At 66.7% G+C, this 21,473-nt stretch carries 18 protein-coding genes; 11 read left to right on the top strand and 7 right to left on the bottom strand.

The genetic code is table 11. The features are described from left to right. Position 1: 1 nt before the first annotated feature. A complete protein-coding gene (locus JLDANKMP_RS15625) occupies positions 2-595 on the bottom strand; it encodes a TIGR00730 family Rossman fold protein (RefSeq protein WP_005409253.1) in 594 nt (197 codons plus the stop codon). Positions 596-778: 183 nt separating this feature from the next. Beyond that, a complete protein-coding gene (locus JLDANKMP_RS15620) occupies positions 779-2,275 on the bottom strand; it encodes an aminotransferase class III-fold pyridoxal phosphate-dependent enzyme (RefSeq protein ID WP_212561595.1) in 1,497 nt (498 codons plus the stop codon). 210 nt (positions 2,276-2,485) lie between these two features. Between JLDANKMP_RS15620 and queA the strand changes: the two genes are divergently transcribed. The 6 genes from queA to fabV all read left to right on the top strand — a co-directional run bounded on the left by queA (position 2,486) and on the right by fabV (position 10,292). Next, positions 2,486-3,553 (top strand): tRNA preQ1(34) S-adenosylmethionine ribosyltransferase-isomerase QueA, encoded by a 1,068-nt coding sequence (gene queA, locus JLDANKMP_RS15615; protein ID WP_212561594.1) that lies wholly within the window; start codon positions 2,486-2,488, stop codon positions 3,551-3,553. A gap of 177 nt (positions 3,554-3,730) precedes the next feature. Further along, positions 3,731-4,861: a tRNA guanosine(34) transglycosylase Tgt gene (gene tgt, locus JLDANKMP_RS15610; RefSeq protein ID WP_111111629.1), complete on the top strand. Its 1,131-nt coding sequence runs from the start codon at positions 3,731-3,733 to the stop codon at positions 4,859-4,861. A 134-nt stretch (positions 4,862-4,995) separates the two neighbouring features. Beyond that, a complete protein-coding gene (yajC, locus tag JLDANKMP_RS15605; RefSeq protein ID WP_005409257.1) occupies positions 4,996-5,340 on the top strand; it encodes a preprotein translocase subunit YajC in 345 nt (114 codons plus the stop codon). A gap of 61 nt (positions 5,341-5,401) precedes the next feature. After that, positions 5,402-7,258 (top strand): protein translocase subunit SecD, encoded by a 1,857-nt coding sequence (secD, locus tag JLDANKMP_RS15600; protein WP_005409258.1) that lies wholly within the window; start codon positions 5,402-5,404, stop codon positions 7,256-7,258. Positions 7,259-7,274: 16 nt separating this feature from the next. After that, the gene (gene secF, locus JLDANKMP_RS15595; protein ID WP_005409259.1) at positions 7,275-8,255 is read left to right on the top strand and encodes a protein translocase subunit SecF; all 981 of its coding nucleotides are present in this window, start codon (positions 7,275-7,277) and stop codon (positions 8,253-8,255) included. A 777-nt stretch (positions 8,256-9,032) separates the two neighbouring features. Beyond that, entirely contained in the window at positions 9,033-10,292 is a 1,260-nt protein-coding gene (gene fabV / locus JLDANKMP_RS15590; RefSeq protein WP_212561593.1) for an enoyl-ACP reductase FabV, read from the top strand. Between the two features lie 75 nt (positions 10,293-10,367). On the opposite strand, the gene JLDANKMP_RS15585 is transcribed toward fabV, so the two are convergent. The 3 genes from JLDANKMP_RS15585 to JLDANKMP_RS15575 form a co-directional block, all read right to left on the bottom strand. Continuing rightward, on the bottom strand, positions 10,368-12,437 hold the full coding sequence (locus JLDANKMP_RS15585; protein ID WP_212561592.1) for an EAL domain-containing protein: 2,070 nt from the start codon (positions 12,435-12,437) through the stop codon (positions 10,368-10,370). A gap of 91 nt (positions 12,438-12,528) precedes the next feature. Then, complete coding sequence (locus JLDANKMP_RS15580; RefSeq protein WP_212561591.1) at positions 12,529-13,713, bottom strand: NAD(P)/FAD-dependent oxidoreductase; 1,185 nt, start codon at positions 13,711-13,713, stop codon at positions 12,529-12,531. Further along, positions 13,710-14,258, bottom strand: coding sequence for a YaeQ family protein (locus JLDANKMP_RS15575; RefSeq protein ID WP_212561590.1), 549 nt, complete (start codon positions 14,256-14,258; stop codon positions 13,710-13,712). Before JLDANKMP_RS15575 ends, JLDANKMP_RS15580 begins: the two co-directional genes overlap by 4 nt. Before the next feature lie 125 nt (positions 14,259-14,383). Between JLDANKMP_RS15575 and JLDANKMP_RS15570 the strand changes: the two genes are divergently transcribed. Then, positions 14,384-15,262, top strand: coding sequence for a pseudouridine synthase (locus JLDANKMP_RS15570; protein ID WP_212561589.1), 879 nt, complete (start codon positions 14,384-14,386; stop codon positions 15,260-15,262). Between the two features lie 6 nt (positions 15,263-15,268). Here the strand turns inward: JLDANKMP_RS15570 and JLDANKMP_RS15565 are convergent, their stop codons facing one another. Further along, entirely contained in the window at positions 15,269-15,757 is a 489-nt protein-coding gene (locus tag JLDANKMP_RS15565; RefSeq protein WP_024958678.1) for a YaiI/YqxD family protein, read from the bottom strand. Between the two features lie 301 nt (positions 15,758-16,058). Here JLDANKMP_RS15565 and JLDANKMP_RS15560 point away from each other — a divergent pair, with 301 nt between their 5' ends. The 4 genes from JLDANKMP_RS15560 (at position 16,059) to JLDANKMP_RS15545 (ending at position 19,867) form a co-directional block, all read left to right on the top strand. After that, complete coding sequence (locus JLDANKMP_RS15560) at positions 16,059-16,268, top strand: cold-shock protein (protein WP_004153307.1); 210 nt, start codon at positions 16,059-16,061, stop codon at positions 16,266-16,268. A 183-nt stretch (positions 16,269-16,451) separates the two neighbouring features. Then, positions 16,452-17,141, top strand: coding sequence for a glutathione S-transferase (locus JLDANKMP_RS15555; RefSeq protein WP_212561588.1), 690 nt, complete (start codon positions 16,452-16,454; stop codon positions 17,139-17,141). A gap of 32 nt (positions 17,142-17,173) precedes the next feature. Beyond that, positions 17,174-18,739 (top strand): YdiU family protein, encoded by a 1,566-nt coding sequence (locus tag JLDANKMP_RS15550; RefSeq protein WP_212561587.1) that lies wholly within the window; start codon positions 17,174-17,176, stop codon positions 18,737-18,739. Positions 18,740-19,330: 591 nt separating this feature from the next. Next, positions 19,331-19,867: an adenine phosphoribosyltransferase gene (locus tag JLDANKMP_RS15545; protein ID WP_087803547.1), complete on the top strand. Its 537-nt coding sequence runs from the start codon at positions 19,331-19,333 to the stop codon at positions 19,865-19,867. 92 nt (positions 19,868-19,959) lie between these two features. Here JLDANKMP_RS15545 and dbpA read toward each other — a convergent pair whose 3' ends face one another. Then, positions 19,960-21,336: an ATP-dependent RNA helicase DbpA gene (dbpA, locus tag JLDANKMP_RS15540; RefSeq protein ID WP_005413029.1), complete on the bottom strand. Its 1,377-nt coding sequence runs from the start codon at positions 21,334-21,336 to the stop codon at positions 19,960-19,962. Between the last annotated feature and the right edge of the window lie 137 nt (positions 21,337-21,473).

The following is a 21,473-nucleotide window of genomic DNA, read 5'->3' as shown; positions in this document are numbered from 1 at the left end:
ATCATCGCAGGGCGGCGCGGCGCTTCTCGTCGATCCACTTCGAGGCCTGGGCCGGCTGGTAGTTCTTCATCCACTCCAGCATCTCCTCGATGTCCGAGCCGTACCACAGGTCCTGGCGCTGGTCCGGATGCAGGAAGCGTTCTTCCACCATGCGATCGATCATGCCGATCAGCGGGGCGTAGAAGCCGTCCACATCGAGGAATGCGCATGGCTTGTTGCCGATGCCCAGCTGGCGCCAGGTCAGCATCTCGAAGATCTCTTCCATGGTGCCGAAGCCGCCGGGCAGGGCGACGAAACCGTCGGCAAGATCGAACATGCGCGACTTGCGCTCATGCATCGAACCGACGATCTCCAGTTCGGTCAGGCCACGGTGGGCCACTTCCCAGTCGGCCAGCTGGCGCGGGATCACGCCGGTCACCTCGCCGCCAGCGGCGAGCACGGCATTGGCCACGGTTCCCATCAGGCCGACGTTGCCGCCGCCATACACCAGGCGCAGGCCGTCGCGGGCGATGCGGTCACCCAGGGCAATGGCGCGTTCGGTGTAGGCCGGCTTGCTGCCAGCGTTGGAACCACAGTACACACAGATCGATTTCATGGATCTTCCTGTCTCTTGGCCGGAAACGAAAACGCCCCGTCGCCAACCGCAGGGCGGTCGGGGACGGGGTGTCCTTGGATTATGAGCCCTTCTGTAGAGCCGAGCCATGCTCGGCTGCTCTTCGTTCAGATCGCGGCAAAGGCCGAGTCGAGCACGGCTCGACTCTACAAACGCCAAGCAGGCTTACGCGGCAGCGGCCTGCTCGCGGCGCGGGCCTTCACGCAGGGCGCGGCCGACCATGCCCACCAGCAGGTCCAGCTCCTCGCTGTCCATGCCGAAGTGCGGGGTGAAGCGCAGCGAGTTCTCGCCGCCGTGGATCACGTTGATGCCGTGCTGGCGCAGCCATTCCTCGGTGGAGTTGGCGCCGTAGCACTTGAACTGCGGGGCCAGCTCGCAGGAGAACAGCAGACCGGTGCCCTGCACCTTGGTGATCAGCCCGCCCAGCTCGTTCTTCAGCTGTTCAAGCTTGCGCACGGCCTCGGCACCACGCTCGGCGATGTTGGCGCGAACCTGCGGGGTCAGCTGGGCCAGGGTGGCGCAGGCCACATCCAGCGCACGCGGGTTGCTGGTCATGGTGTTGCCATAGATGCCCTTGCGGTACAGCTGCGCGGCATGCTCGGTCACCGCCAGCACCGACAGCGGGTACTGCGCGGCGTTGAGGGCCTTGGAATAGGTCTCCATGTCCGGCGGGTCGAGGCCTTCGAAGCCCGGGTAATCGACCACCGACAGCACGCCATGCGCGCGCAGGCCGGCCTGGATCGAGTCGAGCAGCAGCAGGCTGCCGTGGGCACGGGTCAGTTCGCGGGCCACGGCATAGAACGACGGCGGCACCGAACGCCCCGGATCGCCTTCGCCCATCACCGGTTCCAGGAACACCGCTTCGATGAACCACTGGTTGCGTGCGGCGTCCTCGAACACCTTGCGCAGGCCGGCTTCGTCGTACGGCGCCACGGTGATCACCGAGTCCTCGCCACGGTAGCTGGCCAGGTGCTGCATGTAGCTCTTGCGGCTGGAATCGGAATACAGGGCAGGGCGGTCGGTACGGCCATGGAAGCTGCCCTTGACCACCACGCGCTTGATCGCAGCGCCAGCGTGGCGCGCACCCGGGTCGGTCTGCAGCTTGGCGTTGACGTCGGCGATGCGCGCGGCCAGGCCAACCGCTTCGGAACCGGAATTCAGGCACATGAAACGGGCGAACGGGCAGCCGCCACGGCGGTGGCCGATCTCGGCGCGCAGGGCGGTGATGAAGCGCTGCTGCGACAGGCTGGGGGTCATGATGTTGGCCATCACCTGCGGGCGGGCCATCGCCTCCAGCACGGCGTCAGGGGTGTGCCCGAAGCCGAGCATGCCGTAGCCGCCGGCGTCGTACAGCACGGCGCCCTTCAGGGTGACCACCCACGGGCCGCGCGCGGCCAGCGCCACGTACGGGGTCACTGCATCATCGGCATAGAAATTGACGAAGCCGTCCTGCATCGCGTCGATCTGCGCCTGTTCGTCCTGCGCCAGCAGCGGCCCCAGGTCGGCCTGCACGCGCGCGAACTCTTCGGCGGCGGCATCCACCGCGGCGACCAGCTGCGGGTGGCGGGCGGACAGGGCGGTCAGGGTGGCATCGTCCAGGCCGGAGGTGAGGCGGGTGCCGGGCTGGGTGCGCAGGGGGGCGAGGCGTTCGATGAAGCTCATTGCAGATCTCCTGAAACAATGGGTCGCACGGGTCTTCAAAAGCAAAACGCGCGTCATCACGCGCGCTTGGGGCAGGCTCGTGCAGCGGACTTCCGACTCGATGCTAGCACTTGTTTTTTTGCGCGATAACCCCGCAGAAACCTGCTGCATAGCAGCATTTTGCGCGACGTTCGCCGCGAAGCGCGCCGGCTCGCAGACGCTGGACGTACAATGCGCGCCATTGTCGACCTGTTGCCGCCCACTGCCTTGAAGAAGTCCGATTTCCATTACGACCTGCCGGCTGAATTGATCGCGCAGGCTCCCCTGGCCGAACGTTCCGCCAGCCGCCTGATGCTGGTGCCGGCCGCACCTGCGACCTTCACCGATCTGCAGGTGCGCGACCTGCCGTCCCTGCTGCAGCCGGGCGACCTGCTGGTGTTCAACGACACCCGCGTGATCCCGGCGCGCCTGTTCGGGCAGAAGGCCAGCGGCGGCCGCGTCGAGATCCTGATCGAGCGCCTGCTCGGTGGCCAGCAGGCCCGTGCCCAGGTGGGCGCCAGCAAGTCGCCGAAGGCCGGCAGCCGCATCGCGCTGGATGCCGGTGGTGAAGCCGAGGTGCTGGGCCGCGATGGCGAGTTCTACGTGCTGCAGTTCCATGTGCCGGAATCGCTGGAACAGTGGCTGCTGCACGCCGGTCGCCTGCCGCTGCCACCCTACATCCAGCGCGAGCCGGGCGTGGACGACCGCGAGCGCTACCAGACTGTGTTCGCGCGCGAAGTGGGGGCGGTGGCGGCGCCGACCGCCGGCCTGCATTTCGACGAACCGCTGCTGGCCGCACTGAAGGACAAGGGCGTGGAGTTCGGGCACGTCACCCTGCACGTGGGTGCAGGCACCTTCCAGCCGGTGCGTGCCGATGACCTGAAGGACCACGTGATGCACCGCGAGTGGCTGAACGTCGGCGCCGAGCTGGTGCAGCAGGTGCGGCGCACGCGCGCCGCCGGCGGCCGGGTGATCGGCGTCGGCACCACCGTGGTGCGCGCGCTGGAAAGCGCGATGCGTGATGGCGAACTGCTGCCGTTTGCCGGTGAAACGCAGATCTTCATCACCCCGGGCTACCGCATCCGCAGCGTCGACGCGATGGTGACCAACTTCCACCTGCCGGAAAGCACGCTGCTGATGATGATCTCCGCGTTCGCCGGCAAGGAACGCGTGTTCGAGGCCTACCAGCACGCGATCGAGCAGCGCTACCGCTTCTTCAGCTACGGCGACGCGATGCTGCTGTTCCCGCAGGCGGGGTAGGGGGCTGACCTCTGCCTGATAGTGGTGGGTGCGCACCGTTGGTGCGCACTTGCAGGTGCCTGGAGACCAGGAAAGCCACGCATGGCGTGGCTCTACTGCCGTGCCGTTCCGGCCTGCATGGGCGGCCGGCCCGGTTTTGGGAGACAATAGGCAACTATTTGCCCGAATGACCGCTCCATGTCCCGACTGCAGTTCCAGCTCAAGACCCGCGACGGCCGTGCCCGCCGTGGCCGCCTGACCTTCCCGCGTGGCACGGTGGAAACACCGGCCTTCATGCCGGTCGGGACCTATGGCTCGGTCAAGGGCATCCTGCCGGACCAGGTGCGTGCGCTGGGCGCCGAGATCATCCTCGGCAACACCTTCCACCTGTACCTGCGCCCGGGCCTGGACATCATCGCCGACCACGGCGGCCTGCACGGCTTCTGCCGCTGGGACGGCCCGATCCTGACCGACTCCGGTGGCTTCCAGGTGTTCTCGCTGGCCCACCGCCGCAAGATCACCGAGCAGGGCGTGACCTTTGCCTCGCCCACCGACGGCGCCCGTGTGTTCCTGGGCCCGGAAGAGAGCATGAAGATCCAGAAGGTGCTCGATTCGGACGTGGTGATGATCTTCGACGAGTGCACCCCGTACCCGGCCACCGAGGATGTGGCGCGCCGGTCGATGGAGCTGAGCCTGCGCTGGGCCCAGCGCAGCCGCAACGCGCATGACGAGCTGGGCAATGACGCGGCCCTGTTCGGCATCGTCCAGGGCGGCGTGCACACCGACCTGCGCAGCCGCTCGGCCGAGGCCCTGCAGGCGATCGGTTTCGACGGCTATGCCATCGGCGGCCTGGCCGTGGGCGAGCCGGAGCACGAGCGCAACGCCATGCTCGACCACCTGGACCCGGAGCTGCCAAGCGACCGTCCGCGCTACCTGATGGGTGTGGGCCGGCCGGAGGACCTGGTCGAGGGTGTCGCACGTGGCGTGGACATGTTCGACTGCGTGATGCCCACCCGTAACGCCCGCAACGGCCACTATTTCACCTCGTTCGGCACCGTCCGCATCCGCAACTCCCAGTACGCGCGCGACATGGACCCGATCGAGCCGGGCTGCGGCTGCGTGGCCTGCACCGGCGGCTACACCCGTTCCTACCTGCGCCACCTGGACCGCTGCAACGAGATGCTGGCGCCGATGCTGGGCACGCTACACAACCTGTTCTATTACGAAAAGCTCATGGCCGACATCCGTGCGGCCATCGAAGCGGGAACCTTCCTGGCCTTCCGTGAGTCTTTCTACGCGGCACGCGGGGCGGTAGCGCCGCCCCTGTAACCCGAACACCCCCTGCCAAACGGCCCAAGGACGAACGCCCGGGGCCGTGGCATACTTCAAGGCTGACCCAGATCCGCGGTCGACACCTCGTGCCCGTGAAAGGGCCGAAGCGCCGCCCAACCAAAGGACCAACGATGAACCTGCTTGCTTTCCTGATTCCCGCCGCCCACGCCCAGGCCGCCGGCGGCCAACCGCAGGGCATGGGCCTGACCACGCTGCTGTTCCCGGTCATCCTGATCGCCATCATGTACTTCCTGATGATCCGCCCGCAGATGAAGCGGCAGAAGGAGCACAAGGCCATGCTGGAGAAGATCAAGCGTGGCGATGAAGTGCTGACCAACGGCGGCATCGCCGGCATCGTCACCGACATCGGCGACAACTTCATCACCATTGAAGTGGCTGACAACGTGCGCATCCGCGTGCAGAAGGGCGCTGTCGGCAACGTGCTGCCGGCCGGTACCCTGAAGTCGGCCCAGTAAGCCACTCCCTTTCCGATGCACAACCGCGGCGCCGGGGATGGCGCCGCGCGGGACCCAAGCAATGCTCGAATTTCCACGCTGGAAGTACGTCGTCATCCTGATCGTACTGGCGCTCAGCGCGCTGTACGCGCTGCCCAACATCTACCAGAAGGACCCGGCCCTCCAGATCACCGCCAACCGTGGCGGGCAGATCGACGATGCGCTGCGCGACCGTGTGCTGGCCGACCTGAAGACGGCCGGAGTCACCCCCGTCGGTGTCGAGAAGGAAGGGGAAAGCCTGATTGTCCGCCTGCCGGACCTGAAGGCGCAGTCCGCTGCCAGCGACGCCCTGCGCGACACCGTCGGCGAAAAGTACACCGTGGCCCTGAACCTGGCCTCGACCGTGCCGGACTGGCTGGCCAACCTCGGCGGTCGCCCGATGGTGCTGGGCCTGGACCTGCAGGGTGGTGTGCACTTCGTGCTGCAGGTCGACCAGAAGGCCGCCCTCGACAAGCGCCTGGACGCCTACACCGAAGACGTGCGCAGCACCCTGCGTGACGCGCGCATCGCGTACCAGTCGGTGGAGCGTCGCGCGGACAACAGCATCGTGGCCAACCTGAGCCCGTCCGCCGGTGATGACGCCGCACAGCGTGCCCGTGCGGCGCTGGTGAAGGCGCAGCCGACGCTCGGCTACGACGTCAGCGGCAACCGAATCACGGTGACCGTGCCGGAGACCGAGATCGCGCAGATCGCCAATGGCGCCATCGAGCAGAACATCAACACCCTGCGCAACCGCGTGAACCAGCTCGGCGTCGCCGAGCCGATCATCCAGCGCCAGGGTGCCGACCGCGTGGTCGTGCAGCTGCCCGGCGTGCAGGACACTGCCGAAGCCAAGCGCATGATCGGCGCCACCGCCACCCTGGAATACCGCGCGGTGGTCGAGGGCAATGCCCAGGACGCCATCGACTCCGGCCGCATCCCGCCGGAAGCGAAGGTCTATCAGCGCCGTGACGGCGGCGGTCCGATCCTGCTGAACAAGCGCGTGATCGTCACCGGCGACCAGATGGTCGGCGCGCAGGCGGTGACCGACTCCACCAGCGGTGCCCCGGCGGTCAGCGTGACGCTGAACAACGTCGGCGGCCAGCGCATGTTCGACTTCACCAGCGCCAACGTGAACAAGCCGATGGCGGTGGTGTATACCGAACGCGTGCCGACCGTGACCCTGGTTGACGGCCAAGAAGTGCGTGGCTTCAAGGTCAACGAGGAAGTGATCTCGGTGGCCAACATCAACGGCGTGTTCGGCAAGAACTTCCAGACCACCGGCCTGCAGAAGAAGGAAGCCGACGACCTGGCCAAGCTGCTGAAGTCCGGCTCGCTGGCCGCGCCGATGGACTTCGTCGAAGAGCGTGTGGTCGGCCCGAGCCTCGGCGCCGAGAACGTCAAGAACGGCATGCGCGCAGTGGTGTTCGCGTTCCTGTTCACCCTGGTGTTCTTCAGCGTGTACTACCGCATGTTCGGCGTGATCACCTCGGCAGCGATGCTGTTCAACCTGCTGATCGTGGTGGCGGTGATGTCGCTGTTTGGCGCGACCATGACCCTACCGGGCTTCGCCGGCCTGGCGTTGTCGGTGGGCCTGTCGGTGGACGCCAACGTGCTGATCAACGAGCGTATCCGTGAAGAGCTGCGTGCCGGCGTGCCGGGCAAGACCGCGATCGTGACCGGTTACGAGCGTGCCTCGGGCACCATTCTCGACGCCAACCTGACCGGCCTGATCGTCGGTGTGGCGCTGTTCGCATTCGGTACCGGTCCGCTGAAGGGCTTCGCACTGACCATGATCATCGGTATTTTCGCCTCCATGTTCACCGCGATCACCGTGTCGCGTGCGCTGGCGACGCTGATCTACGGCCGTCGCAAGAAGCTCCAGAACGTGGCCATCTGACGGGACGACACGCACAATGAAACTGTTTCCGCTGCACATCCTCCCGAACGACACCAAGATCGACTTCATGCGCTGGCGCCATGTCGCCATGGCAGTCACCATCGTGGTGTTCCTGGCCTCGGTCGCCATCATCGGCATCAAGGGCTTCAACTACGCGCTGGACTTCACCGGCGGCACCCTGATCGAAGCCCGCTTCGACAAGCCGGTGGACGTCGAGCAGGTCCGCAACAAGCTCGAGCAGAGTGGCTTCGAAGGCGCCCAGGTCCAGAGCGTCGGTGGCAACACCGACCTGCTGATCCGCCTGGCCCCGCACGGTGAGCATGCGCCGGGTACCGGTGACGCCGCCGCCGAGGACAAGGCCACCGCTGCCGCCGTGGTGAAGGCGCTGTCTTCTGCCGACAACCAGGCCACCGTGCTGCGCAACGAGTTCGTCGGCCCGCAGATCGGCAAGGACCTGGCGATGAATGGCCTGTACGCGACCATCTTCATGCTGGCCGGCTTCCTGATCTACATCGCGGTGCGCTTCGAGTGGAAGTTCGCGGTCACCGCCAGCATCGTGGCGATGTTCGACCTGATCGTGACGGTCGCATACGTGTCCCTGCTGGGTCGTGAGTTCGACCTGACCGTGCTGGCCGGCCTGCTGTCGGTGATGGGCTTTGCGATCAACGACATCATCGTGGTCTTCGACCGCGTCCGCGAGAACTTCCGCAGCCTGCGCGTGGACTCGATGGAAGTGCTGAACCGTTCGATCAACCAGACGCTGTCGCGTACGGTGATCACCGCGGTGATGTTCTTCCTGTCGGCGCTGGCGCTGTACATGTACGGCGGCAGCTCGATGGAAGGCCTGGCCGAGACGCACATGATCGGTGCGGTGATCGTTGTGCTGTCCTCGATCCTGGTGGCGGTGCCGATGCTGACGATCGGTTTCCTGCGTGTCAGCAAGCAGGACCTGCTGCCGAAGGCGAAGGACGTCGAGGCCCTGGCCCGTCGCCCGTAATTGCCTGCTGCCCGCAGCACACAGAGAACCCCGCGCAAGCGGGGTTTTTTGTGTGCAGGGCTTGCAGCCCTGCACCCGCGGTAGTGCCGGCCGCTGGCCGGCAACAGCAACAGCGTGCATTCCGTGATTGGGCGGGGCGGTGCCGGAGTGCGGGGACGCCGCAAGTACGTCCGTGTAGGCTTGGCAGCCGCATCCATGCGGCTGACACCCCGCACTCCGACACCGCCCCACCTCTGACAGATTCAGGCGGCTGTTGGTAGGTGTCGACCTTGGTCGACACATCTGTCAGATATCGAATGAATTCATCCGTGTCGACCAAGGTCGACACCTACCAGAGGTGGACACCGTTCCGACAGATCGCGGAAATCTGTCGAAGGCGGGGTGGGTCCGGTTGAGGGGGCGTGAGCCGCATGGATGCGGCGACCGAGCTTACATGGGTGAGGGCGCTTTGCTTGCGAAGCACTGCTTCGCAAGCGCCCGAACGCACAGCCGCCAGCGGCTGGGCCGGGCCCCGGAGGGGGACTTGCAGCGTCCCCCTCAACCGGACCCACCCCGCCCACCCCCAGGAACCCAGCTTTTGACGTTGCTCTGGCTCTGGCCGTTGCTCAGGCCTCTGCGGGTGCAGGGTGCAACCCTGCAAAAGAAACACCACCCTACGCCAGCGTCGGTTGTGCATTCGGCCCCCGCGCACTACGATCCTGCGGTTCGCGCGCGCAGGCGCGCAGCCGTATTCCTGCTGAGCGCCCCGTGCGCCGCATCTGCCAACCCGAGGTATCCATGGTCATCAAACCGCGCGTCCGCGGCTTCATCTGCGTCACCACCCACCCGACCGGCTGCGAGGCCGCGGTCAAGCAGCAGATCGACTACATCCGCGCGCGTCCGCCGATCCAGAACGGCCCCAAGCGCGTGCTGGTGATCGGCGCCTCCACCGGCTACGGCCTGGCTGCGCGTATCACCGCTGCCTTCGGCAGCGGCGCCGCGACCCTGGGCATCTTCTTCGAGCGCCCGGGCAGCGAGAGCAAGCCGGGCACCGCGGGCTGGTACAACTCGGCCGCGTTCCACAAGTACGCCGACGAAGCCGGCCTGTACGCCAAGAGCATCAACGGCGATGCCTTCTCCGATGAAGTGAAGGCGAAGACCATCGAGATGATCAAGGCCGATCTCGGCCAGGTCGACCAGGTCGTCTACAGCCTGGCGGCGCCGCGTCGCAAGCACCCCAAGACCGGTGAAGTCATCAGCTCCACGCTGAAGCCGATCGGCGAGCCGATCACCCTGCGCGGCCTGGATACCGACAAGGAAGTAATCACGGAAACCACCCTGCAGCCGGCGACCCCGGAAGAGATCGCTGGCACCGTCGCGGTGATGGGTGGCGAAGACTGGCAGATGTGGATCGACGCGCTGGCCGACGCCGGCGTGCTGGCCAACGGCTGCACCACCACGGCCTTCACCTACGTGGGCGAAGAGATCACCCAGGCGATTTACTGGAACGGCTCGATCGGCGCCGCCAAGAAGGACCTGGACACCAAGGTGCTGGGCCTGCGCGAGAAGCTGGCGAAAATCGGCGGCGACGCGCGCGTGTCGGTGCTGAAGGCCGTGGTCACCCAGGCCAGCTCGGCCATTCCGACCATGCCGCTCTACCTGTCGCTCCTGTTCAAGGTGATGAAGGAAAAGGGCACCCACGAAGGCTGCATCGAGCAGCTGGACGTGCTGTACGACATCCTCTACGGCGGCAAGGCCGACGGCGTGGCGATCGATCGCCTGCGCCACGATCTGGTCAATGGCGATGGCCATACCGTCGCGCTGGTCGACGAGGAAGGCCGCCTGCGTGCCGACTACAAGGAAATGGCGGCAGACGTGCAGGGCAAGGTGGTCGCGCTGTGGCCGCAGGTCACCAATGAGAACCTGTACGAGATCAGCGACCTGGCCGGCTACAAGGCCGACTTCCTGCGCCTGTTCGGTTTTGGCGTGGAGGGTGTCGACTACGAGGCCGACGTCAATCCGGACGTGAAGATCGACAATCTGGTCGACATGACCTGATCTTTTGGTGGGGCCGGCCGCTGGCCGGCAACCCTGGGGACCAAGGACGCCGGCCAGCGGCCGGCACTACCGCGGTCACCCGAACTCGAACCCCATCTCCGGCAGCGCCGGGCCGACGAAGTCGCCCTGCACGTAATCCACGCCGGCACTGAACAGCAGGGTCATCGAATTGGCGTCGCTGACGAACTCGGCGATGGTGCGGATGCCGGCCTCCTGCGCGCGTGCGGTGATCTGGCTGATGCGGTCGATGTTCTCGCGGGTGGCCGCCAGATCGCTGGTGAAACCGCGGTCCAGCTTGAGGAACTGCGGCTGGAAGTGGGCGAGCAGCTGGAACGAGTCCAATCCCGAACCGAACTGCTCCAGCCCGATGCGGCAGCCCAGTGGCGCCACTTCGGCAAGGAACTGCTGCGCACTGCGCAGGTGGGTGAACACCTTCGCTTCCGGCGCATGCAGCCACAGCCGTTCGCCGGGCACGCCCTGCGCCTGCAGCTCGCGCCGCAGGGTGGCGATCATCTCTGGGTCGTCGAACGATTCCGGCGTCACCTTCACCAGTACCTGGGTGGCGTGGCCCTGGCGTGCGCGCTGACCCAGTACGGCGATGGCCTGCGAAACCACCCAGCGGTTGATCTCCGCCAGCAGGCCGTACTCCTCGGCGATGCCCAGGAACGCGGTCGGGCTCAGCAGTTCGCCGTTGTGCTCCAGGCGCAGGTAGGCCTCGTACAGCTCCAGCGGCTCGCCCTGCAGGTTCAGCACCGGCTGGTAGTGCAGCTGGAAGCCGTCGCCGGCCAGTGCTTCACGGATACGGGTGACCCAGCGCAGAACGCGTTCTTCCTCGACGCGGTCGGCCGCAGCCGGGTCGAAGATGCGGCAGGTATTGCCCAGTTCGGCGGCGGCATGCGTGCACTCGCTGGCGCGTGCGAGCACCTGGCCGATGCTGGCGATCTTCTCGCCCACCTGTACGCCACCGATGCTGACCGTCACCGTGGCCGAGCGCGCGCCGATGCTGAACACATGCGCTGCATACGCTTCGCGGATGCGCTCGGCCAGTGCCACGGTCTGCGCGTAGGGCCCGGCCTGCAGCACGGCGAAATTGTGTTCGCCGAAACGGGCCAGCTGCGCGTCCTCGCCAACGACCTCGGCCAGCAGGCCGGCAAGGGCGCCGATCAGCGCGTCGGCCGAGGCTAGGCCGATGTCCGGCAGCAGGCGCGCGTAGTGGTCCGGCTCGATCAGCAGCAGGCCGAACTGGCCTTCGCTGCGCCCGGCCTGTGCCACTGCGCTTTCCAGCTGCAGCATGAAGGTCGGGCGGTTGAGCAGGCCCGTGACCTGATCGCGCTGGCGCAGGTCCTCGACCTCGCGGGCCAGCTCCGGATCGAACTCCATGCGGCGGCGAAGCACCACCTGCAGGCAGGATTCGCCTTCGTAGGTGGCGGCGGTGAATTCCATGGTTGCCGCGAACGTACTGCCATCCTCGTGGCGGGCATCGAGCTGGTACTGCGGCGGCGGCGCCTCGCCACGGCCCAGGCCCTTCAGCAGCTGCTTGAAGCCTTCCACATGCTGCGCGGCGACCATGTCCAGCAGCGAGATGCCTTCGATGTCGTCGAACTGCTCGTAGCCGAACATTTCCAGGTAGGCATCGTTGGCGCGGATGTGCATGCCTTCGTGCACGTAGGCGATGGGATCGCGCGAAGAGGCGATCAGCGCATCGCAGCGGCGCTCGGTCTCGCGCATCTGCGCTTCGATGCGGCGCAGGCCGCGACGGGCCTGCAGGTCCACCCATTGGTCGCGGACCACGGCCAACAGATGCTCGGAGCGCTGGCGCAGGGCGAGGGCACGGATGCCGTGGCTGCTGGCCTGCACCAGCTCGTCCTCGTCGATGCGATCGGCCAGCAGCACCAGCGGAATGTCCTTGCCGCTGGCGGCGATGTGCTGGGCCACCAGCGGCAGCGGGATGCCCTGCGAGGGGGACGCCAGCACCAGGTCGATGGCCTGGCTGGACAGCACCTGGGACAGCTCGGCCGCATCCTGCGGACGCCAAGGGCGCACCGCGATGCCGCTGTTGCGCAGCGTGCTGACGATGGCTTCGGCATTCTCGCCGCTGTCATCGACGATCAGCAGGCGGATGGTGATGTCGTTCGCGTTCTGCATGCACTGCTCCCCAATCTGCGAATCTAGATACACGATGCGCGGCGAACCGTCCATGCGCGCGCCCCTTGCACGCATCGAACGGCGATCTGGTTCACACCACGCCACCGGCCGCGTGGCCGCTGGCCCAGGCCCACTGGAAGTTGTAGCCGCCCAGCCAGCCGGTCACATCCAGCACCTCGCCGACGAAATGCAGACCGGGTACGCGCTTGGATTCCATCGTCGAGGACGACACCTCAGCGGTATCCACGCCGCCCAGGGTGACTTCGGCGGTGCGATAGCCCTCGGTGCCGCTGGCCACCAGCGGGAACGCGCCCAGCAGCTGCGCGGCCTGGCGCAGCACCGGCTCGTCCAGCTGGCGCACGGGCCGGTCGGGCAGCCAGTGCTCGCACAGGCGCTGCGCCAGCCGCTTCGGCAGTACCTCGGCCAGCACCGTGCGCAGCTCGGCGGCCGGGCGCTCGCGCTTCATCTGGCGCAGCCACTCGCCGGCATCCTGGCCGGGCAGCAGGTCCAGCTCCAGCGCATCGCCGGGTTGCCAGAACGAGGAGATCTGCAGGATCGCCGGGCCGCTCACGCCGCGATGGGTCAGCAGCATGAAGTTCTGGAAGCTCTTTCCGTTGCAGCGCGCCTCGACGGGGAGAGCGACGCCGCTGAGATCGGCCAGCCGTTCCTGGTGCTTGCCGCTGAGCGTCAGCGGCACCAGCCCGGCGCGGGTCGGCAGCACCTGATGGCCGAACTGGCGGGCAATCTCGTAGCCAAAGCCGGTGGCGCCCATGCTCGGAATCGACAGGCCGCCGGTGGCAACCACCAGCGAGGCGCAGTGGAACAGGCCCTGCGTGGTGTGCACGCGGAACCCGTCGCTGCCGTGCTCGATGCGCTGCACGCTGCATTCGGTGCGGATCTGGGCACCGGCCGCCTGGCATTCGTCCACCAGCATCTTCACGATCTGCTTGGACGAGATGTCGCAGAACAGCTGGCCAAGCTCCTTTTCGTGATAGGCGATGCCGTGCTTGCTGACCAGCTCGATGAAGTGCCAGGGCGTGTAGCGCGCCAGCGCCGATTTGCAGAAGTGCGGGTTGGCCGACAGGAAGTTGGCCGGGGTGGTGCCGGTGTTGGTGAAGTTGCAGCGGCCACCGCCGGACATCAGGATCTTCTTGCCGACCTTGTTGGCATGGTCGATCACCTGCACCTGGCGGCCGCGCTGGCCAGCCGTGATCGCGGTCATCAGCCCGGCCGCGCCGGCGCCGATGACCACCACGTCGCAACGGATCGTGCTCATGCCTTGGCGCGCTTGCGCCAGTCCGGGACCACGTCGAGCTGCATCTGATCGTTGAGCAGCTGCACTTCACCGTCCTGGATCAGCACGCTCCAGCGCATCGCGCGCTGGATCTGCTGGCCCCACAGTTCGACGAAGGAACCATCGAGGTCAACCACCGACAGGTTGTCGAAGCGCGCCAGGCCCTTGCCCTGCTTGCCCCACCAGATCTCCGAGGCGTTGCCGCCGTAATTGACCACCTGCACCTGTCGGCTGCGGTTGCTGGCCTTGCGGATGCGGGATTCGTCGGGATGGCCCAGGTCGATCCATTGCAGGATGTCGCCGGTGTAGTCGTGTTCCCACAGGTCCGGCTCATCGTCGGTACTCAGGCCGCGGCCGAATTCCAGGCGGTCGCCGGCGTTCAGCGCGAAGGCGAGCAGGCGCACCATCAATCGTTCGTCGGTCTCGGACGGGTGCTGGGCCAGGGTCAGGTTGTGGGTCGCGTAGTAGCCGCGATCCATGTCGCTGATCTGCAGTTCGGCCTTGCGGATGGTGGCGGTAAGAGCCATGGGGGATCCGTGGACTAAAGACGTCAATGATAGAGGTTTGCTCCAAGGGTGTCCGTTGCCGGGCTGTCTGCGCAGTGTCAACGGTGGCACTCTTGGCGCTCTTTCCCATGGCCGGAATGGACGCCATGACCCTGCCCAGCCACCTGCAGCTGCCCCCCGGCCACTGGCCCAGCCTGCTCGACGGCCTGTGCGCGCGTTTCCCGCGCATCGGTCGCGCGCAATGGCAGGACCGCTTCGCCCGAGGCCGTGTGCAGGATGCGCAGGGCAGGGCACTGGCGCCGGACATGCCCTGGCAGGTGGGGCTAGAAATCCGGTACTTCCGCGAGGTTGCCGACGAGCCGGTGATTCCCTTCGCCGAGACCATCCTGCATCTGGATGCGCACCTGCTGGTGGCCGACAAGCCGCACTTCCTTCCGGTAACGCCGGCCGGTGGGTATGTGCGCGAAACCCTGCTGTCGCGCCTGGTCGCACGCACCGGCAACACCGAACTGGCGCCGTTGCACCGCCTGGACCGGCTGACCGCCGGCCTGGTGCTGTTCTCGACCCAGGCGGCCACGCGTGATGCCTATCAGCGGCTGTTCCGCGAGCGGCGCATCGAGAAGACCTATGAGGCGCTGGCACCGGCGCTGCCCGGGCTGGCGTTTCCGTTGCAGCGGGACAGCCGTCTGGTGCCGGGGGAGCCGTTCTTCCGCATGGCCGAAGTGCCGGGCGAGCCCAATGCGCGCAGCCTGATCGAGCCGATCGAGGCCGAAGGGCCGATCTGGCGCTACCGGCTGAAGCCGGAAACCGGTCGCAAGCACCAGCTGCGCGTGCACATGGCCGCGCTGGGCGCACCGATCGAGGGCGACGACCTTTACCCGCAGCTGAGGCCGCGCCGGGATGACACGTTCGAGTCGCCCCTGCAGCTGCTGGCGCAGGGGCTGGCCTTCGATGACCCGTTGACCGGGGAACCGCGGCGGTTCAGCAGCCAGCGCCGCCTGCGCCGAAGGGGGCGGGGCGGCTAGCGCGGGTCAGCGGGCCGGGCGCCGCGCCAGCCAGCGGTCCAGCTCGGCGGCGAACAGCTGCCGGTCGCGCTGGCCCAGCGGCGGCGGGCCGCCGGTCTGGACCCCGGCGCCGCGCAGTTCTTCCATGAAATTGCGCATCGACAGCCGCTCGGCCATGTTGTTCGGCGTGTACAGCTGGCCGCGCGGGTTCAGCGCCACGGCCTTCTTCTCCAGCACCAGCGCGGCCAGCGGGATGTCCTGGGTGACGACCAGGTCTCCGGCAGCGACCCGTTCGACGATGGCGCTGTCGGCCACGTCCAGGCCCTGGGGCACCTGGATCGAACGCAGCCAGCGTGAGGGCGGGGTCCGGATCCACTGGTTGGCAACTAGGGTCAGCTCGATGCCAACGCGTTCAGCGGCACGGAACAGGATGTCGCGAATGACGGTGGGGCAGGCGTCCGCGTCCACCCAGATGCGGGGGAGGGCGGGTTCAGCTTGGGTTTCAGCTTCAGTCATTTACCCAGTGTAGGGTAGGAAAATCCTGAATGGGGACTCGGGGTTAGCCTCGATCGGCTGCCAGCCCTTGTCACGTCTAGCGGGCGGGGCCAGCCGATGAACGTCCGGGCTATCGCTTTTTGCAGAAAACACGCGTATCGTTCGTCCCACTGTGTTTGCTAGGGTCACCGTGAATCGTGGCCTGGTGCAGTTGATCTCACGATCCGCTCATCGATCCGCTTTACCAACGCCTGCAACTCAGTCTCGGCCCCGATACCCGGTGGCTGCGATTTTTTCAACATGTGTTTCAGGAGTTAGTCAAATGTCTGATCGTCAGACCGGCACCGTCAAGTGGTTCAACGACGCCAAGGGCTTCGGCTTCATCACCCCGGAAAGCGGCCCGGACCTGTTTGTGCACTTCCGTGCCATCCAGGGCACCGGCTTCAAGACCCTGCAGGAAGGCCAGAAGGTTACCTTCATCGCCGTCCAGGGCCAGAAGGGTATGCAGGCTGACCAGGTGCAGGCGGTCTAATCCGTCTGCTACCGTTTGGTAGCCAGAACGCCGGAAGCGAAAGCTTCCGGCGTTTTTTATTGCCTGCCGCTTTGTAGAGTCGAGCGTGCTCGACTGTCTCTGGAAAGCAGTCGAGCACGCTCGACTCTACAAAGGGCATGCAGCTGGCGCGGTACGATGCAGGCCTCCCCAAGGATCATCCCCATGCGCATCGTCCACCACCTGGAAAACTCCCGTTCCCTGCGTGTGCTGTGGATGCTGGAGGAGTTGGGGCTGGACTACGAACTGCGCCGTTATCCCCGCGATCCGAAGACGCTGCTGGCACCGCCCGAACTGCGCAACGTGCATCCGCTGGGCAAGTCGCCGGTGCTGCAGGATGGCGAGCTGGTACTGGCCGAGTCCGGCGCGATCCTCGACTACCTCGCAGACCGCTACGACACCCAACGCCAGCTGTCGCCGTCACCGATGCCGGCCGATGGCGCCGAGCGCATTGCCTACCGCTATTGGCTGCACTACGCCGAAGGCTCGGCGATGCCGCCGCTGCTGCTGACCCTGGTGATGGGCCGCATCCGCAACGCGCCGATGCCGTTCTTTGCCCGTCCGATCGCGCGCAGCATTGCCGACAAGGCCGAGCGTGGCTTCATCGGCCCGCAGCGACGACTGCACCTGGACTGGATGGAGCGCCGCCTGTCCGAAAGCCCGTGGTTCGCGGGTGAGCGGTTCAGCGCAGCCGACATCCAGATGAGCTTCCCGATCCAGGCTGCGGTCGCACGGGGTGGTGGCCTCGACGACAAGCCGGCGCTGCGTGGCTTTCTCAAGCGCATCAGCGAGCGGCCGGCCTATCAGCGCGCCGAAGCCCACGGCGGGCATCTGCAGGCGCTCAGCGGCAATTGAGGCGGGCGGCGGTCGCCCCCATCTCCAATCCCATGGATACCGACAGCCCCCGTTTCGACAACCGACTGCTGCATGCCCTGCCGGGCGACCCCGAATCCGGCCCGCGCCGCCGCGAAGTGCTGGGCGCGGCCTGGTCGCCGGTGATGCCGACTCCAGTGGCGGCGCCCACGCTGCTGGCCTGGGCGCCGGACGTCGCCGCGATGCTTGGCTTCGATACCGCTGAAGTCGAAAGCGAAGGCTTCGCGCAGGTGTTCGGCGGCAATGCGCTGTACGCCGGCATGCAGCCGTGGGCGGCCAATTACGGTGGCCATCAGTTCGGCCACTGGGCGGGCCAGCTCGGCGACGGCCGCGCGATCTCGCTGGGCGAACTGGTCGCACCGGATGGCCGTCATTGGGAACTGCAGCTGAAGGGTGCCGGTCCCACGCCGTATTCGCGGGGTGCTGATGGCCGCGCAGTGCTGCGCTCATCCATCCGTGAATTCCTGTGCAGCGAAGCGATGCATCACCTGGGCGTACCGACCACGCGCGCGCTGTCGCTGGTCGGCACCGGCGAAGACGTGGTACGCGACATGTTCTACGACGGCCACCCGCGTGCCGAGCCCGGCGCCATCGTGTGCCGGGTATCGCCCTCGTTCCTGCGCTTTGGTTCATTCGAACTGCCAGCGTCACGCGGCGAAACTGCCTTGTTGCGGCAGCTGGTCGACGCGTGCATCGCCCGCGACTTTCCGGAGCTCGAAGGGCAGGGTGAGGCGCTGTACGGCGACTGGTTCGCGCAGATCGCGGTGCGCACTGCCGAGATGATTGCGCACTGGATGCGCGTCGGTTTCGTGCATGGCGTGATGAACACCGACAACCTGTCCGTGCTCGGCCTCACGCTCGATTACGGTCCTTACGGCTGGGTCGAGGACTTCGACCCGGACTGGACGCCGAACACCACCGACGCGCAGGGCCGCCGTTATCGTTTCGGTACCCAGCCGCAGGTGGCGTACTGGAACCTGAGCCGGTTGGCGCAGGCGCTGTCGCCGTTGTTTGCCGATGTGGCGCCGCTGCAGGCCGGTCTGGCGGCCTACCAGTCCACCTTCGTGGCCTGCACCCGACGCGATGCCGCAGCCAAGCTGGGCCTGGCTGCCGCCGACGATGACGACCTGGGGCTCTACCGGCGCTGGCAGCAGCTGATGCAGGACGGCGGCATGGATATGACCCTGGCCTGGCGTGCGCTGATGCGGGTTGATCCAGCGGCGCCAGACGTGGGCGTGCTGGATGCGGTGTACTACGACGAGTCGCGCCAGCAGGCGGTGCAGGCGCCGTTGCAGCAGTGGCTGCAGGACTACGCGGCGCGGTTGCAGGCCGATCCACTTTCGGCCAGTGAGCGCGCGGCGAAGATGGCCAAAACCAATCCGCTGTATGTGCTGCGAAACTGGCTGGCCCAGGAGGCGATCGACCGCGCAGAGCAGGGTGACCTCGGCGGTGTTCACGCACTGCAGGACGTGCTGCGCGATCCATACACCGAGCGTGCGGGGCTGGAACACTTCGCCGGCAAGCGCCCGGCGTGGGCAGACAACCGCGCTGGCTGCTCTATGCTGTCCTGCAGTTCCTGAGGCTGGGTTTCGGCAGGGGTGCGCCCTGCACCTGCAGAGGCCAGATCAAAAACCAGAGCAAAAGCGGATTCCGTGGTTTGGCGGGGCGGTGTCGGAGTGCGGGGACGCCGCAAGTACGTCCCTGTAGGCTTGGCAGCCGCATCCATGCGGCTGACACCCCGCACTCCGACACCGCCCCACCTCTGACAGATGTCTACGGCTGTTGGTGGGTGTCGACCTTGGTCGACACGGTAGATCCACGCCATGCGTGGATGCTCTTCGTTCAATTCTCGAAATATTCGATTTCGATAGAGATTCATCCACGCATGGCGTGGATCTACGACAGATCGCAGAAATCTGTCGAAGGCGGGGTGGGTCCGGTTGCGGGGGCGTGAGCCGCATGGATGCGGCGACCGAGCTTACATGGACGTACTTGCAGCGCCCCCCGCAACCGGACCCACCCCGCCATCCCTCGGAATGCGGCTTTTGCTTTCGCTTTTGCTTGCGCGGTGGCCTCTGCAGGTGCCGGGCGCAGCCCGGCCGAACACCCCCCAACAGGCAGGGGGCGCCCGGAACAGGTACCCTATGCCGCCATCAGATAGCCAATGTGACATGACCGACGCCATCGTCGCTCCGCAGTGGGCCTCCCGCCTGCGCGACATCGCCGACTTCCCCAAGCCCGGCATCCTCTTCAAGGACATCATGCCGCTGCTCGCCCATGGCGAGGACTTCCGCGGTGCCATCACCGCGATGGCCGACCGTTGGCGCGACCAGAAGCTGGACGCGGTGATCGGTATCGAATCGCGTGGCTTCATCCTCGGCGCCGCGATGGCGCTGGAACTGGGCGTGGGCTTCGTGCCGGTGCGCAAGCCGGGCAAGCTGCCGGGCCAGGTGCTGCGCGAGGAATACACGCTGGAATACCGCAGTGACTGCATCGAAGTGCACGCCGACGCGCTGCCGGCCGGGGCCCGCGTGGCGATCATCGACGACGTGCTGGCTACTGGCGGCACGCTGGTCGCTGCGCTGTCGCTGGTGCGCCGCCTGGGCGTTGACGTGGTCGGTGCCGGCGTACTGGTCGAACTGGACGGCCTGGGTGGTCGCGCCCGCTGGGAATCGGATCTGCCACTGCACACCGAACTGGTGTTCTGATCGAAGGGCAGGTGCCAACCAAGGTTGGCATCTACCAGAGCGAATGGCCGGGAACCGGTAGTTGCCAACCTTGGTTGGCAACGCTGCTTCAATCACATCATCCGCACGCGGAAACGACGGCCCTTGATCTTGCCGGCTTCCAGCTTGGCCACGGCCTTGTTGGCCTGCTCACGGGCGATCGCCACGTAGGAGCGGGTCGGGAAGATCGCGATCTTGCCGATGAACTTGCTCGACAGGCCGGCATCACCGGTCAGCGCACCGAGGATGTCGCCTGGGCGCAGCTTGTCGGTCTTGCCACCGTCGATCCGCAGCGTGCGCATCGCGGCCTGCGGCAGTTCGGCCGGGCGCGAGGTTGCCAGCGGCGTCTTCTGCCAGTCCAGCGGCTGCCCCATCTGCGCTTCGATGGCTTCGGCGCGGGTCTTCTCGCGGCCGGCCACCAGGCTGATCGCCAGGCCACTGGCACCGGCACGGCCGGTACGGCCGACGCGGTGCTGGTAGCTTTCCACGTCGGTCGGCAGCTCGTAGTTGATCACCGCCGCCAGCTCTTCCACGTCCAGGCCACGTGCGGCCACGTCGCTGGCCACCAGCACGTTGCAGCTGCGGTTGGCCAGCAGCAACAGCACTTCCTCGCGGTCGCGCTGTTCCATGTCGCCATGCAGGGCCAGTGCGGAGAAGCCGAACTGCTGCAGCGAGTTGGCAACTTCGTCCACGTCCTTGCGGGTGTTGCAGAACACCACCGCCGATTCCGGGGTGTACTTCAGCAGCAGGCCGGCCAGCGCCTTCTGGCGATGCGCCGGTTCCACCTCGCAGAACAGGTGGCGGATGGCCGGTGCCTGGTCGGCGCCTTCCACGGTCACTTCCACCGCATCGCGCAGCAGGTCACGCGCCATGGCGCGGATGCTGTCGGGGAAGGTGGCCGAGAACAGCAGGCTCTGGCGGTCCTTGTGGGTGCGGCCGGCGATCTCGCGGATCGGCTCCTCGAAGCCCATGTCGAGCATGCGGTCGGCCTCGTCCAGCACCAGCGTGCGCACCGCGCCAAGATTCAGCGCGCGCTTGCGTGCCAGCTCCTGCACGCGGCCGGGCGTGCCGACCACCACGTGCGGGTCATGGCCTTCCAGCGAGGCCAGCTGCGGACCCAGCGGCACGCCGCCGACCAGCAGCAACAGCTTCAGGTTGGGGATGCCGGTGGCCAGCTTGCGGATCTGCTTGCCGACCTGGTCGGCCAGTTCGCGGGTCGGGCACAGCACCAGCGCCTGCACGCGGATCAGGCTGGGGTCGATGGACTGCAGCAGGCCCAGGCCGAAGGCGGCGGTCTTGCCGCTGCCGGTGGGTGCCTGTGCGATTACATCGCGGCCATCCAGGATGGCCGGCAGGCTCTGCGCCTGCACGGGGGTGAGGGTGGTATAGCCGAGGGCATCCAGGCCGGGCTGCAGGGCCGGGCTCAGCGGCAGGGTCGAGAAGTCAGTCATGGCGCATTGTACCTGCCTGCACGGCCGGTCCCGCCTAATGGGGTGGGGACGGATCCCTTTCCGCAGGAAAGGGCTCTGACCCCATCGGAGTCGTCATCCACGCACTGGGTGAATACACCGGGGGGCATCCACGCATG

The organism is Stenotrophomonas sp. PE591 (assembly GCF_018320795.1).
GTDB lineage: Bacteria > Pseudomonadota > Gammaproteobacteria > Xanthomonadales > Xanthomonadaceae > Stenotrophomonas > Stenotrophomonas maltophilia.
This window is presented reverse-complemented; position numbering and strand designations above follow the sequence as displayed.